Annotated in this window: 13 protein-coding genes and 5 tRNA genes; 6 read left to right on the top strand and 12 right to left on the bottom strand. The window is 41.2% G+C overall.

What is annotated here, in order from left to right:
* Positions 1-11: 11 nt before the first annotated feature.
* The 9 genes from nusG to LU276_RS01255 all read right to left on the bottom strand — a co-directional run bounded on the left by nusG (position 12) and on the right by LU276_RS01255 (position 4222).
* Positions 12-542, bottom strand: a complete 531-nt coding sequence (nusG, locus tag LU276_RS01295; RefSeq protein WP_284673899.1) for a transcription termination/antitermination protein NusG — start codon at positions 540-542, stop codon at positions 12-14.
* 31 nt (positions 543-573) lie between these two features.
* Positions 574-1050 carry a preprotein translocase subunit SecE gene (gene secE, locus LU276_RS01290; protein ID WP_284673898.1) on the bottom strand — a complete coding sequence of 159 codons (477 nt, stop codon included), beginning with the start codon at positions 1048-1050 and terminating at the stop codon, positions 574-576.
* Positions 1051-1113: 63 nt separating this feature from the next.
* A tRNA-Trp gene (locus tag LU276_RS01285) sits at positions 1114-1189 on the bottom strand.
* 154 nt (positions 1190-1343) lie between these two features.
* A complete protein-coding gene (gene tuf / locus LU276_RS01280) occupies positions 1344-2534 on the bottom strand; it encodes an elongation factor Tu (RefSeq protein WP_284673437.1) in 1191 nt (396 codons plus the stop codon).
* Positions 2535-3269: 735 nt separating this feature from the next.
* Positions 3270-3344 (bottom strand) — tRNA-Thr (locus tag LU276_RS01275).
* Positions 3345-3348: 4 nt separating this feature from the next.
* Positions 3349-3422 (bottom strand) — tRNA-Gly (locus LU276_RS01270).
* 29 nt (positions 3423-3451) lie between these two features.
* A tRNA-Tyr gene (locus LU276_RS01265) sits at positions 3452-3535 on the bottom strand.
* 83 nt (positions 3536-3618) lie between these two features.
* A tRNA-Thr gene (locus tag LU276_RS01260) sits at positions 3619-3694 on the bottom strand.
* Between the two features lie 288 nt (positions 3695-3982).
* Complete coding sequence (locus tag LU276_RS01255) at positions 3983-4222, bottom strand: helix-turn-helix domain-containing protein (protein ID WP_284674543.1); 240 nt, start codon at positions 4220-4222, stop codon at positions 3983-3985.
* Positions 4223-4335: 113 nt separating this feature from the next.
* Here LU276_RS01255 and LU276_RS01250 point away from each other — a divergent pair, with 113 nt between their 5' ends.
* The 6 genes from LU276_RS01250 to LU276_RS01225 all read left to right on the top strand — a co-directional run bounded on the left by LU276_RS01250 (position 4336) and on the right by LU276_RS01225 (position 8296).
* Positions 4336-5211 carry a helix-turn-helix transcriptional regulator gene (locus tag LU276_RS01250; protein WP_284673897.1) on the top strand — a complete coding sequence of 292 codons (876 nt, stop codon included), beginning with the start codon at positions 4336-4338 and terminating at the stop codon, positions 5209-5211.
* 252 nt (positions 5212-5463) lie between these two features.
* Positions 5464-6333: a chemotaxis protein gene (locus LU276_RS01245; protein ID WP_284673896.1), complete on the top strand. Its 870-nt coding sequence runs from the start codon at positions 5464-5466 to the stop codon at positions 6331-6333.
* A 47-nt stretch (positions 6334-6380) separates the two neighbouring features.
* Positions 6381-6953, top strand: a complete 573-nt coding sequence (locus tag LU276_RS01240; RefSeq protein WP_284673895.1) for a CBS domain-containing protein — start codon at positions 6381-6383, stop codon at positions 6951-6953.
* On the top strand, positions 6929-7282 hold the full coding sequence (locus LU276_RS01235) for a hypothetical protein (protein ID WP_284673894.1): 354 nt from the start codon (positions 6929-6931) through the stop codon (positions 7280-7282). The genes LU276_RS01240 and LU276_RS01235 overlap by 25 nt, the downstream gene beginning before the upstream one ends.
* A gap of 263 nt (positions 7283-7545) precedes the next feature.
* The gene (locus LU276_RS01230; protein ID WP_284673893.1) at positions 7546-8046 is read left to right on the top strand and encodes a hypothetical protein; all 501 of its coding nucleotides are present in this window, start codon (positions 7546-7548) and stop codon (positions 8044-8046) included.
* Complete coding sequence (locus tag LU276_RS01225) at positions 8039-8296, top strand: YkgJ family cysteine cluster protein (RefSeq protein ID WP_284673892.1); 258 nt, start codon at positions 8039-8041, stop codon at positions 8294-8296. Before LU276_RS01230 ends, LU276_RS01225 begins: the two co-directional genes overlap by 8 nt.
* On the opposite strand, the gene LU276_RS01220 is transcribed toward LU276_RS01225, so the two are convergent.
* From LU276_RS01220 to LU276_RS01210, 3 genes are all read right to left on the bottom strand, one after another.
* Positions 8297-9802 carry an anthranilate synthase component I family protein gene (locus tag LU276_RS01220; RefSeq protein WP_284673891.1) on the bottom strand — a complete coding sequence of 502 codons (1506 nt, stop codon included), beginning with the start codon at positions 9800-9802 and terminating at the stop codon, positions 8297-8299.
* Positions 9803-9992: 190 nt separating this feature from the next.
* Positions 9993-12890 (bottom strand): DNA polymerase I, encoded by a 2898-nt coding sequence (gene polA, locus LU276_RS01215; protein WP_284673890.1) that lies wholly within the window; start codon positions 12888-12890, stop codon positions 9993-9995.
* Between the two features lie 95 nt (positions 12891-12985).
* Positions 12986-13351 carry a diacylglycerol kinase gene (locus LU276_RS01210; RefSeq protein WP_284673889.1) on the bottom strand — a complete coding sequence of 122 codons (366 nt, stop codon included), beginning with the start codon at positions 13349-13351 and terminating at the stop codon, positions 12986-12988.
* Between the last annotated feature and the right edge of the window lie 22 nt (positions 13352-13373).

Here is a 13373-nt window from a genome sequence, read left to right as displayed (position 1 = left end):
TTATATCAAAACTAATTAATCTTTTCAACTTTAGTGAACTCAAGCTCAACTTCCGTTGGGCGATTGAACACGCTGACAGTCAAATGTAATTTTGATTTATCGTAATCAACTTTTTTAACCAAGCCTTTAAAGTCGGTAAATGGACCATCAATCACCAGCACTTCTTCGCCAGGTTCAAACATGGTTTTTGGACGAGGGGCATCGTTACCCTTTTGAATGCGGTTTAAGATACGGTCAGCTTCAGCTTTGGTAATAGGTGCTGGGTTTTCTGGAGTGCCTCCGATAAAACCTGTGATATTCGGACAGCTTCTAACGATATGCCAAGTATCTTCGGTCATCTCCATATTAATCAAGACATAACCAGGGAACAGCTTGTGCTCAACTGTGCGTTTTTTACCGTCACGCATCTCGATAACTTCTTCGGTTGGCACAAGCACATCACCAAAAGATTCAGCAAATTCACTGCGTTTGATACGCTCAATCAAAGACCTTTGTACTTGCTTTTCATAACCTGAAAATGCTTGGATAATATACCAACGCATCGCATCACCCTTGAATCAATTTAAAAATGAATTAATTTAAAATAAAACCAACAATTTTGTTAAAAACATTATCTAAAAGCCAAATGACTAGCCCAAAAATAATTATTGCCAAAACTGTCTGCCAAGTATAGCGAATGGTTTCGTCTTTACTTGGCCAAGTTACTCGTCTTAGCTCAATGCCTGCATCTTTTAGCAAGGTCTTAAAAGCTCTGCCTTGATGAGTAAGTGCTAAACACACAATAGCAAAAACAACCAAAACCACCGTAATTCCAAGCTGAATCCAAATGTCATTTGCATAAACCCAGTATCTTGGCAAATATTCAGGAGCAAGGGTTGCACCAATCAACACAACAATCGCTAAAAGCCAAAGAATGTAGTCTGTTCCCGAACGCTTTTTTGCAACTTCGACAACATTTTCTTTGGATATGATAATTGGTTTTTTTTGCTGGCCTGAGCTATTTGACGCCACAGTTTCAGCTTGTGAATCAAAATGTTTATTATCGCTCATGCAGAAGATTGCCTTGGAGTGACCAATTTTTTATGATTAAAAGAATGGTATGGAAAGATAAGATGGCAGGCGATGAGGGACTCGAACCCCCAACCCTCGGTTTTGGAGACCGATGCTCTACCAATTGAGCCAATCGCCTAAGGTGTTAAGGACTGCTATTATAGCAGGTTTTTTTAAAAATACAAGTCTTAATTATAATTTTTTACCACCCAACCAAAAACCCCCACCATCTCTGGCAGGGGTTTTGGGTTAAAGCTGATGCTTTGTTTTGGTTTGTGTTGGTTTGTTAAAGATTAGCCTTTAACATTAGCAACAACACCAGCACCTACAGTACGACCACCTTCACGGATAGCGAAGCGTAGACCTTTGTCCATAGCGATTGGGTGGATAAGCTCGACACTCATCTCAACGTTGTCGCCAGGCATAACCATTTCAGTACCTTCTTGTAGAGTGATGGCGCCAGTTACGTCAGTAGTACGGAAGTAGAATTGTGGGCGATAGCCATTTAGGAATGGCGTGTGACGACCACCTTCTTCTTTTGATAGTACGTATACTTCTGCGTCAAATTGAGTGTGCGGAGTGATTGAACCTGGCTTAGCAAGTACTTGACCACGCTGAACTTCTTCACGCTTAGTACCACGAAGTAGTACACCACAGTTCTCGCCAGCACGACCTTCGTCTAGTAGCTTACGGAACATTTCAACACCAGTACAGGTAGTCTTAGCAGTGTCTTTGATACCAACGATTTCAACTTCATCACCAACTTTGATGATACCAGACTCAACACGACCAGTTACAACAGTACCACGACCAGAGATTGAGAATACATCTTCGATTGGCATTAGGAATGGACGATCGATGTCACGCTCTGGCTCTGGGATATAGCTGTCTAGAGTGTCTAGTAGCTCAAGGATAGCTGGTTCGCCATATTGACCTTGATCACCGTTTAGACCTAGTAGTGCAGAACCTTTGATGATTGGTGTGTCATCACCTGGGAAGTCGTAGTCAGATAGAAGTTCACGCACTTCCATTTCTACTAGCTCTAGTAGCTCTTCGTCATCAACAAGGTCACACTTGTTCATAAATACCATGATGTATGGTACGCCAACCTGACGAGATAGTAGGATGTGCTCACGAGTTTGTGGCATTGGGCCGTCAGTTGCAGCAACAACCAAGATAGCACCGTCCATTTGAGCTGCACCAGTGATCATGTTTTTAACATAGTCAGCGTGGCCTGGGCAGTCTACGTGTGCGTAGTGACGAGCTTGAGTGTCGTATTCAATGTGAGAAGTGTTAATGGTAATACCACGTGCTTTTTCTTCAGGAGCTGAGTCAATAGCAGCATAGTCTTTAGCTTCACCACCGTGGTGCTTAGCAGCAACAGTAGCGATAGCAGCAGTTAGTGTGGTTTTACCGTGGTCAACGTGACCGATGGTGCCTACATTTACGTGTGGTTTGTTACGTTCGAACTTGGCTTTGGCCATAAGTATATCCTCATGTTGTTTAAAAAATAAAATAATGATTGCCCATTATTCTATCGAGCCATCTAGCAAATTATTTGCTATATCTCTTCTATTATAACACACAACCAAGTGTTTGCAACCATCAAACAGGTTTTACATGGCTTTTCTTCGCATGGCGTAGCTCACAAAAATCACCATCGCCCAATCTGTATATCAGTCAGCAACAGCAAAGATGCCCCATAAAACCCCCACATCATCATTTCTCACAAGCAATCAGCACACCTACTAAATAAAACATCATCACCAATAAACAGTCAAGCCAAATATCAATTTAACATCCTTTGTGCATTCAGAAGTTAGTCAATATTTGCTGTTTTTGGTTGTCATCATTGCATGCTTTGATAGCCATTTTGTTGCACATATACACCCATTTGGTGCAAAACTACAGGAGAACTGTTCTAAAGTCATAGAATAAGATGGGCATACAGCCAACATACACTTAGTATAATCGCCATCAAAAGACAAACCCAACACCAATAAGCGGTATTGCTTTATTGTAGGCTTTCATCTGCATGAATGACGGTTCTTGTCTCACCAATAATTACCATCATTTGCCAAAATTTACCTCTGGCATAAAGTTGGCAATATGGATTTTTTAAATACAAAAAAATCCATATTCTAGCTAAGAATACAGAAAATAAAAATCTAAATGACAAGTAAATCTAACGGACAAACTTATTAAAAAGCTAATAAATATGGAGCTCTTATCGAGAATTGAACTCGAGACCTCTCCCTTACCAAGGGAGTGCTCTACCGCTGAGCTATAAGAGCAAAATGGAGCGGGTGGCGGGAATCGAACCCGCACCATCAGCTTGGAAGGCTGAGGTTCTACCACTAAACTACACCCGCAGGGCAGTAAATATAAGGTAGTATAAATATGGTGGTGGGGGAAGGATTCGAACCTTCGAAGCTTTCGCGACAGAGTTACAGTCTGTTGGGTTTGACCGCTCCCCAACCCCACCAATTTGGTACAGATATATCTTTTAATGGTCATTTAAAAGATTAAGCCTAACAACAGGGCTATATCTGAAAGATTTCTTAGGAGTGGTGCCGGCTGCCGGAATCGAACTGGCGACCTACTGATTACAAGTCAGTTGCTCTACCAACTGAGCTAAGCCGGCGGTGTTTCCTAAGTGGTGCGTATAATAACATAAATTTCATATTGTGCAAGTTATTTTTTTATTAATTTTAAAATAATTTTATAAGCTATTGTTTTTTATTGATTTATTTTATCAAAGATTCTTAATATCCAAATCATGTTTCAATGTCAGGTATTTCACTGCCACCACCATATCTGTATTTTTTATGGGTAATCGTCCCATTTTAATGATGATAAGGTTGTCATCAATTAATTTTTAATTTAAAGAACAAATCTTATTATTACGAACACAACCTGTCCATCATATGATTTATTCTATACAAAGAATCAGTTTAAGCCCTACCCTAGGGTCAACATTGAGAGCTTGGCAATATTGAACAAATTTAACCATATCCAGACGACGATCGCCATTCTCTACCCGTTGGACGAAGGAGTGAGGACGACCCAATCGTTGAGCAAGTGTACGCATGGATAGGTTTTGAGCTTTGCGTTCATGATACAACCATGTTCGCAGACTCATCATTTGAGCGGTGTGAATACTTTTAGTCATAGCCGACTTATTTACATCATATTGCATGATTTACTCAAAATGAGTACAATTTTTTCATGCAATTATTGGCGTTTTGCTATATATTAACAAGGCAACAAACGATTATAAAACACATGAGCAATAAACACGAACGATTGGCAGACAGATTTGCCGATATTTTTATCCGTCTAAACAGCAACGAGAAGCTAAGCACTAAAGCGATAGCGAAAGAATACGATGTTTGTGATAAGACCATTCGCCGTGATTTGAATCGCATGGAATGTTACCTACCTCTTGTGCGTGAGCGAGGAGTCGTTTATCTGGATAATACACGACGGTTTAATTTAACTCACAAAGAATTGAGCGAGCTTTTAAAACTCATCGGTGTTCACAACCTGCTACCAAATATGGATATTGGGTTTTTAAGAGAACTGATTCGGCAGAATTCAGACAGCCCATATCACATTCATCATCATTCCTATGAAAACAGTCAAACGCTCAATGAAATGATGAAACAGCTAGATCATGCCATTATCCATCGCCAAATCATCCACTGTCATTATGACAACAAAGAACGCAGTATCCATCCCTATAAACTGATTTTTAAAGAAGGGTATTGGTACTTAGTAGGCATGGAAAATGAAAAATTAAAAAACTATCGATTGGGCAAAATTCACAGTTTAAGTATCAGCACAGACCACTTTGTCAAACATGGCAACATTGAAGCAATTATTAGAAGCGATGCTAGTATTTGGCTTGGGCAACAAGAAATAACCGTTCTGATCAATGTTAGTCAAAAGGTCATATCCTATTTTCAGCAAAGGCAAATTTTACCCAAACAATCCATCATCTCTGAGCAAGCCGGTGGCAACTGGCTCGTACAAAGCACCGTTTGGCATTATGACGAATTATCGCCCATTATACGATGTTGGATACCGCATTTGACCATTATCGAGCCAAAAGAATGGCAAGATAGGCTTGAGAGTGAATTAAGGTCATATTTAAATTAAATTTATTTTAAACCCGCTGATTATCAGCATTTTTTAAGGAGACGAACCATGCCATTACCACTTATTCTAGGCGGTCTTGCTGCGGCAAGTACTATTTATGGTGCTAAAAAAGCCTAAGACGGCTATCAAGACAAAAACACCGCCGATGAGATTCTTGAGCGTGCCAAAGATCAATATGAGTCTAAGAAAGCCCAACTAGAAAAAGCCGATAAGCGTGCTAAAAAAAGATTGGACGATCTAGGTGAGCTTTACTTGAAAATTGGGCAGGACATACATCAGTTTCAAGAAATTGCAGATGAGCTATTGGGTAAAATCAACAGCAATAAGAAGCAACCCTTGACTATTGATCTTCCAGAGTTAGAATTACAAAAAATTGAAGCCATCTCTATGAACACCATTGCTTATGCAGGCAAACTTGTTGGCGGTGTAGCAGGTGGTAGTGCAGCAGCTTACGCTGTTTATGGTAGCACCATGGCATTGGCAGCAGCTTCTACAGGCACACCGATAGCCGCTCTATCAGGTGTAGCAGCTTACAATGCAACCATGGCAGCCATTGGTGGTGGTTCATTGGCAGCAGGTGGCTTAGGTATAACTGGAGGCCCTATGATTCTAAGTGGCGTGGTTGCAGCACCTGTGATTGCCATAACAGGTTGGGCTTTTGCCTCCCATGCCGAAGACGCTTTAGAAAAAGCAAGGTCAATCAGACAGGAAGTAAGAGACTACACCGAACAAGTAAATAAATCATGTGCTTATTTAAAAAATTTAACTAGCTATGTCGAAGTTATCACCAAAAATGTTGATGACATTTATGGAGAGTTTATATATTACTTAGATGATTTAAAAGCCGTAGCAGAACTCGTGAAAACCGACAGGCTTGACATCATTGAACAAGACAAGGCTATTCATCGAGAAATTGAAAATGGTTATACCCTTGCTAGCATACTAGCAGATGTCATGACCATACCCATATTTAAAATCAAAACAAGCGATGGCGAGATCATCTATAATGAAAACGGCTCGCCTGTATTACAACAAGAAGATGGGTTCAATGTCCTAAATGATGAGCAAATGCAAGAGGTTATGGATGAAGCAGTCATAGCCAGTAAGCAATACGCATCATAAAAATACTCAATCTCTATCATCCATCAGTCATTTTGGATACATTTAAAATGACTGATGGCACCTTAATTTGGCAGGTAGCAATGATAACAACAGAAAAGTTTGATTGGACAGGCGAGCTGAACAGGACTGTTACTCATAGCCTTGTAACCACTTTTGGCTTGGATTTTTTACTATTTGAAGATAAAAAAGGCGGTGATGTAGATACCATTCACAATGCCCGTCAAGGCATATGGGCAACTGATGAAGCTCGGTCTACCTATGAAAATCGGGGAGATTATGATGCTCATGCTTATCATTCACATAAAAATTATATCAACAAAGGCAGAGAAGATAAGCAAAAACATCAATCAGGTGAATTGCATGATGCCTATCGCAATACAACAATGAAACAAGGTGAGAAGCGTCATCTTGACCATATTATATCTGCCAAAGAAGTTCATGATGACACAGGCAGAGTTTTGGCAGGTCTAGATGGTCCAGATCTTGCCAATCAAAATAGCAATTTTCAGTCCACATATGACAAAATTAATATTACCAAAAGCCAACATTCTATTGAAAAATATTTGAATGAAACTTTCCCTAAAACCATCAAGAATTGCGAGCAAAAAAATCCAAGATAACAAAAAAATTGGCTAGCCTACCACCGGATGCTCATGGTCAGGAGGTCTTAGATTTAAAACAAGAAATACGCAAGAATGAAGAACATCTCAAAGCCCTAAAAAGTGTTGATAAAAACGCAATAATGGAGGCTGATAAACAAGCACGCCGTGTATATAATAAAGATATTAATAAGGCTTATTATACCAGTAGCAAATTTCTTAAAAATGCAGGGCAAACCGCCATTAGCCAAGGATTTCGCATGGGGGCAAGGCAGGCTATAGGACTAATACTGGCAGAAATTTGGTTTGAATTACGAAAAGCTATACCAGATATTTTAAAGAAATGCTAAACAGATTTCAGCCTTGAGATGCTTTGGGGTAAATTAAAGAGTGCCTTGAAGAGTATTTTCAACAGAGTCAAATTAAGATTTCAAGATGTATTGAATGCCTTTAAAGATAATTTTATTGCTGGCATCCTAAATAGCATCACCAAAACTGTTTTAAATATTTTTTTCAACCAGTACAAAACTGGTGGGAAAGCTCATTCGTGAATCTTTTAGCAACTTAGTACAGATCGTCAAACTTTTGGTGTTGAACCCTCAACGGTTAACATTTGGCGATTTGGAGAGAGATTACCCAACTTATCCTTGCAAGCATTGCTACCATACTAGGCGTTATGCTTCATCAGAAATTGGCAACAATCTTAACCTTCCCTTTTGGCACAGAGGTTGCCGCTTTTATTAGTGCGTTATTCACAGGTCTTTTAATGATGGGTATTCGTTACTTGATTTATCACAGCCCCATCATGCAGAAAGTGTGGCAATATTTAAATGGTTTCAAAAATAAATACGATGCCTTTTTGGATCATATGAAAGAAATCAATGCCAAACTAAACATCTATGTTGCCAATCTTGCTAAAATAGAGTTCAATCTCAACCCTCAGGAACTAAAAGATCTATCCAATGCTCTTAGCTACGCTAGCAATGAAACTGAAAAAGGGCAAATCTTGCAAGCCGAAGTAGATAGGCGTGGCATAGACCTACCCTATAAAATGGGAGATAGTGCCAGTACCATGTCATGGCTACACAACAAAGCTAAAAAATTACATGGATAATCTTACGCCTTTTCCATGCACTTCCTGTGGCAAATGCTGTCGCCATGTCAATTTAAGTGAGCATACCGCTTATTTGAATCGTGGCGATGGTGCTTGTCGGCATTTTGATGATGGCACCAATTTATGTTTAATTTACGACGATCGCCCGCTTATTTGTCAGGTAGAAAATTATTATAAAGAACATTTAGCCAAATACATCGCTTGGGACGACTTTGTTCAGCCAAATTTACAAATCTGTGAAAAATTATAATTAAACCGCAAGCCCACCACACGCCATCTCAACCGCTTTGACGATGGCCAAGGCTTTTTTGTTGGTTTCGTCCCACTCAGCCGCAGGGTTGGAGTCAGCGACCACCCCTGCCCCTGCTTGAATATGGACTTGACCGTCTTTTAGTACAGCAGTACGAATGGCAATGGCAGTATCCATGTTGCCAGACCAACCCAAATAACCGACCGAACCACCAAATACACTACGGCGAACAGGCTCAACCTCATCTATGATTTGCATGGCACGAATCTTGGGAGCCCCTGAGAGCGTACCGGCAGGAAAGGTAGCACAGAACACATCTAACGCATCTTTATCCGCCGATACCACGCCCTCAACATTGCTGGCGATGTGCATGACTTGCGAATAGCGTTCGATGAACATTTTATCTGTAACTTTTACCGTGCCGATGTCGCACACTCGCCCAATGTCATTACGCCCCAAGTCAATGAGCATCAAGTGTTCAGCAATCTCTTTTTGGTCAGCTAAAAGCTCTGCTTCCAACGCCAAATCTTCCGCCAAATCCACGCCACGCCGACGAGTACCCGCAAGCGGTCTTACTGTTACTTTGCGTTCATCACCCACTGTCTCAATGCGAGACAAAATCTCAGGCGATGCACCCACAATGGCAAATGACTCATCACCAGAAGTCTGAGCCTCAATTAAAAATAAATAAGGCGATGGATTTAGATAACGCAAAGCTCGATACACCGCCAATGGGTCGCCATCAAACTCACCTGACAAACGCTGAGCGGGTACAACCTGCATGACATCGCCTGCCTTGATGTATTCTTTGATGCGATCCACATCGGTACAGAATTTATTTTGCCCAGTTTGTGAAATAAAGTGTGGCAACGGTTGTTTTTTTACCGACAAATCAGGTTTATGCGAAAGCAAGTTTTCAATGACATCTAGGTGTCTTAGTGCTTTTTTGTAGCCATCTTTGGCTTTGGCGTCGGCGTAAACAACGATGGATAAAGTATGCTCTAGATTATCAAAAACCACCACCGATGATGATAAAGTCAACCACATATCAGGCAACTGCAAGGGATTTGGGGCGTGAGACGCTCCTACAGACGGCTCAATCACTCGTATCATATCATAACCAAAATAGCCCACAAGCCCTCCGCTGAATGCAGGTAATTCGGGCAGTTCGTTTTGGCTTGGTGTTTGGTAATTTGCCATAAATTGACGAATAAAATCAAAAGGATTTTCATCGTAGGTACTAACAGTATCAGCACGAGTGTCTTTTAATACCACCTTATCATCAAGGTATTCAATGATAATATCTGAGCCCAATCCAATCATCGAATATCTTGCCCAGCGTTCACCGCCCACCACCGACTCAAACAAATACGCTGATGTAAAAAATTTACGCAAATTAGCGAAGACTGACACAGGGGTTGCATCATCCATCAGGCGTTTTTTGACAAGGGGAATGTGCGTATAGCCCTGCTCTGCTAAGCAATCAAACTTGTGTTGGCTAATCATGATAAGTCCTTGAATGAATTTTTGTTGTTAATCGTGCATCATGGCGGTGTTTGATGGCTATTTTATCATAAATCTACTAAGGTTGCGATTTGAAAATAAAAAAGCCCTATTGGCAAATAAGGTTTTTTATGGCTATTTCATCAAATCTTTCTCAATGGTCTTGCATTCCACCAACCATCAATCTAGCCCATCAATGAGCCTCGTCCCAATTTTGCCCCACACCAATCTCCACCACAAGTGGTACGGCAAAATCCACCACCCAACCCAACTTTTGGGCGGTGTCGGTTAGCACATTTTGCATGGCAGTTTTAATCAGCTCTCCAATCTCATCTACCTTATCACTATCCACCTCAAAGACAAGCTCATCGTGGACTTGGAGTAGCAGTTTGGCATGGTCTTTGGGTAGAGTCTGATTGACCGCAATCATCGCAAGTTTGATGATTTCGGCAGCACTGCCTTGCAAGGGGGCGTTAATACTGGCTCTCTGCGCCCCTTGTCTTATCATTGCATTAGATGAGTTGATATCAGGGGTGTAGAGTTTACGACCCAAGATTGTGGTAACATAGCCCATCTCTTTGGCATGATTTTTTGTGTTGTCCATGTAGTCATTAATCGCAGGATATCTGGCAAAGTAGCGTTGGATATAATCTTTAGCCACATCATTGGTTACGCCAAGCTGTTTGGCAAGCCCAAACACACCCATGCCATACAGTAGCCCAAAATTCACCGCCTTAGCCGAACGCCTCTCAATGGATGTAACCTCATCTAGATTTTTACCCATAATCTCAGCAGCGGTGGCAGTGTGAATGTCTAAATTATTATTAAAAGCACTAATCAGACTCTCATCGCCACTAAAATGAGCCATAAGCCTAAGCTCAATTTGTGAATAATCCGCCGCCAGTATCACACGCCCCTTTGGTGCAACAAAGGCCTTACGAATCTGCCGACCTGTCTCCGTACGAATGGGGATATTTTGTAAATTAGGATCTGATGATGACAACCGCCCTGTACTCGTCAAAGCCTGATGATAACTGGTATGCACTCGCCCACTCTCATCGCAAGCCTTGATGAGTGCATCTGTATAGGTGCTTTTGAGTTTGGACAAGCTTCTATGTTCTAGCACAATCTCTACAAGTGGATGATCTATCTTGGCAAGGGTCGCCTCTGAAGTAGAATATTGCCCTGTTTTGGTTTTTTTACCACCTGATATGCCCAATTTACCAAACAAAATTTCTCCAAGCTGTTTTGGACTGGCAAGGTTAAAAGCCTCCCCTGCCAACTCATGGGCTTTTTGCTCCAAGCCATAAATTTGATTATCAAATGTCAATGACAACTGATTTAAAAATTCAGGCTTAATTAAAATGCCGTCATATTCCATTTGGGCAAGTATTTGGGCGGTGGGAATTTCTAATTTTTCAAGCAAATCTTTAGCATTTTTATCTTGCTGTAGATATTCATCAAACACACTAAATAAACGATAAGTAATGTCCGCATCTTCACAAGCATAGTCGCTTGCTTTGTCCAGTGCTACCTTATCAAAACTAATCTGTTTTGCCCCCTTGCCTGCCACCTCCTCAAAAGTGGTGGTATTTACACCCAGATAATGACTTGCCAAATCATCCATGTTGTGCCGAGTGGCGACACTGTTAATCACATAGCTGGCCAGCATGGTATCCATCTGCCAGTTAATAATCTCAATGCCGTATTTTTTAAAGATGTGGCTGTCGTATTTGATGTGCTGACCGATTTTACCAATCTTAGGGTCTTGTAAAATAGGCTTTAGCTCATTTAGCACAAATGCTATGTCTAATTGACTGTCTATCAAAATATCAAAATCACCCGTATGCCCCACAGGGATATAATAACCTTCATAATTGGCGGTGGCAATGCTAATGCCAACCAACTTCGCCTTTTGCCAGTTAATGTCGGTGGTTTCGGTATCAATGGCAAAATAAGGACTGGATTTTAATTGACCAATCAAGACATTAAAATCATCAAGAGTAGTAATGGTGCGATACCCACCATCTTTGATGGGCAAAGGCTTAACGCCCAGTCCATCTGACAAATCACGGGTTAATGCGTCATCATTTGATTGATGATTGCCAAAATCATTATCAGTGCTGACCAGTACATCTTTCTTGACAGATTCATCAGCCAATCTTAATAACGCCGCTTGCTCCGCCATTTCTTTTTTAAATTCTAGCTCATTGAATAATTGGTACAGTGCTTTGGCTCGTCCTAAGCTGGCACTTTGGCTATCGTCCAACTTTAATTCATCAAACGACACAGGCAACTTTAAATTAGTAACAATCGTAGCAAGCGTACGATTTAGGGGAATGTCGTCTTGATGTTCGGCAATGTTCTTGCCAACCACGCCTTTAATGTTTGCCAAATTCGCCAAAATACCATCAATATCACCATAATCGGTAAGTAGCTTACTGGCGGTTTTTGCCCCAACTTTAGGAATGCCTGCAATACCATCTGAGGCATCGCCCATGAGTGTTAGATAGTCGGCGATTTGGGTGTTGTGTACACCGAACTTATCAAGCACGCCTGCCACATCGGTGATTTTATCCTTAAAACTATCCTCCAAAATCACGCAATCGTTCACAAGCTGTGCCATGTCCTTATCACCTGTGGAGATAATCACAGGATAGCCGTTCTGACAAGCAGTGTGGGCAAGCGTACCGATGATGTCATCTGCCTCAAAACCATCAATTTTGATGAGCGGTATGCCCAATTTTTCAATCATCTGATGAACATAAGGAATCTGCACTCGCAAGTCGTCATCCATCGGCGGACGGTGAGCTTTATAGGCTTGCGACAACTCATGACGAAAGGTAGGTGCTTTGGTGTCAAAGGCGACTGCCATGTGAGTAGGATGATATCTTTTGATGAGTTTGCCTAAAGCATTTAGGACGCCACGAATGGCATTGGTGGGCAAGCCGTTTTTGTTGGCAAGCGGTGGCAAACCATGAAAGCAACGAAACAGGTAATACGAGCCATCCACCAACACCACAGGGGGACGGTTTTTGTCAATGTTTGTGGTGTCAAAGGTGGCAAGATTTGGAATGGTGGTGTAGGTCATGGGTATTAAACATAGGAAGAATTTATTCTATTATACCCAAAATTTCTACCGTGATGGCAACTTTTGATAAGCCAACAGTAAACACAATGACTTTTTTAAGTACCAAAAACCGCCATACCCCACAGCACCGCCACCAGTATGAGTGCCAAAGACTGAGCTGACGAACCAACATCTTTGGCGATTTTGGCAAGGGGGTGGATTTCCATGGAAGTATGGTCAACGGCAGCTTCCACAGCGGTGTTAATAAACTCCACAATGAGCGACAAAAACGAACCAACGATTAATACCATCTTGACCGCCAAAGTAAAATCAAGCAACAGTGCCAAGCCTGCTAGGGGCAAATGTAACAACAAGAGCTGAAAAATAGCAGGTTCTTTTAAAGCAACTTTAAAACCATCTTTAGAATAAGATAAGGTTTTGATGATGCGTTTTATACCTTTGGTTTTGTTGAATTCGGACATGAACTTTTCCTATGAGATAATG

Source organism: Moraxella haemolytica (assembly GCF_030177935.1).
Lineage (GTDB): Bacteria > Pseudomonadota > Gammaproteobacteria > Pseudomonadales > Moraxellaceae > Moraxella > Moraxella haemolytica.
This window is presented reverse-complemented; position numbering and strand designations above follow the sequence as displayed.

Coding starts and splice junctions, on each gene's coding strand:
- LU276_RS01225 (WP_284673892.1), top strand. CDS start 8,039: ATGGATAATCTTACGCCTTTTCCATGCACTTCCTGTGGCAAATGCTGT.
- nusG (WP_284673899.1), bottom strand. CDS start 542: ATGCGTTGGTATATTATCCAAGCATTTTCAGGTTATGAAAAGCAAGTA.
- tuf (WP_284673437.1), bottom strand. CDS start 2,534: ATGGCCAAAGCCAAGTTCGAACGTAACAAACCACACGTAAATGTAGGC.
- LU276_RS01240 (WP_284673895.1), top strand. CDS start 6,381: ATGACTGATGGCACCTTAATTTGGCAGGTAGCAATGATAACAACAGAA.
- polA (WP_284673890.1), bottom strand. CDS start 12,890: ATGACCTACACCACCATTCCAAATCTTGCCACCTTTGACACCACAAAC.
- secE (WP_284673898.1), bottom strand. CDS start 1,050: ATGAGCGATAATAAACATTTTGATTCACAAGCTGAAACTGTGGCGTCA.
- LU276_RS01210 (WP_284673889.1), bottom strand. CDS start 13,351: ATGTCCGAATTCAACAAAACCAAAGGTATAAAACGCATCATCAAAACC.
- LU276_RS01220 (WP_284673891.1), bottom strand. CDS start 9,802: ATGATTAGCCAACACAAGTTTGATTGCTTAGCAGAGCAGGGCTATACG.
- LU276_RS01255 (WP_284674543.1), bottom strand. CDS start 4,222: ATGACTAAAAGTATTCACACCGCTCAAATGATGAGTCTGCGAACATGG.
- LU276_RS01250 (WP_284673897.1), top strand. CDS start 4,336: ATGAGCAATAAACACGAACGATTGGCAGACAGATTTGCCGATATTTTT.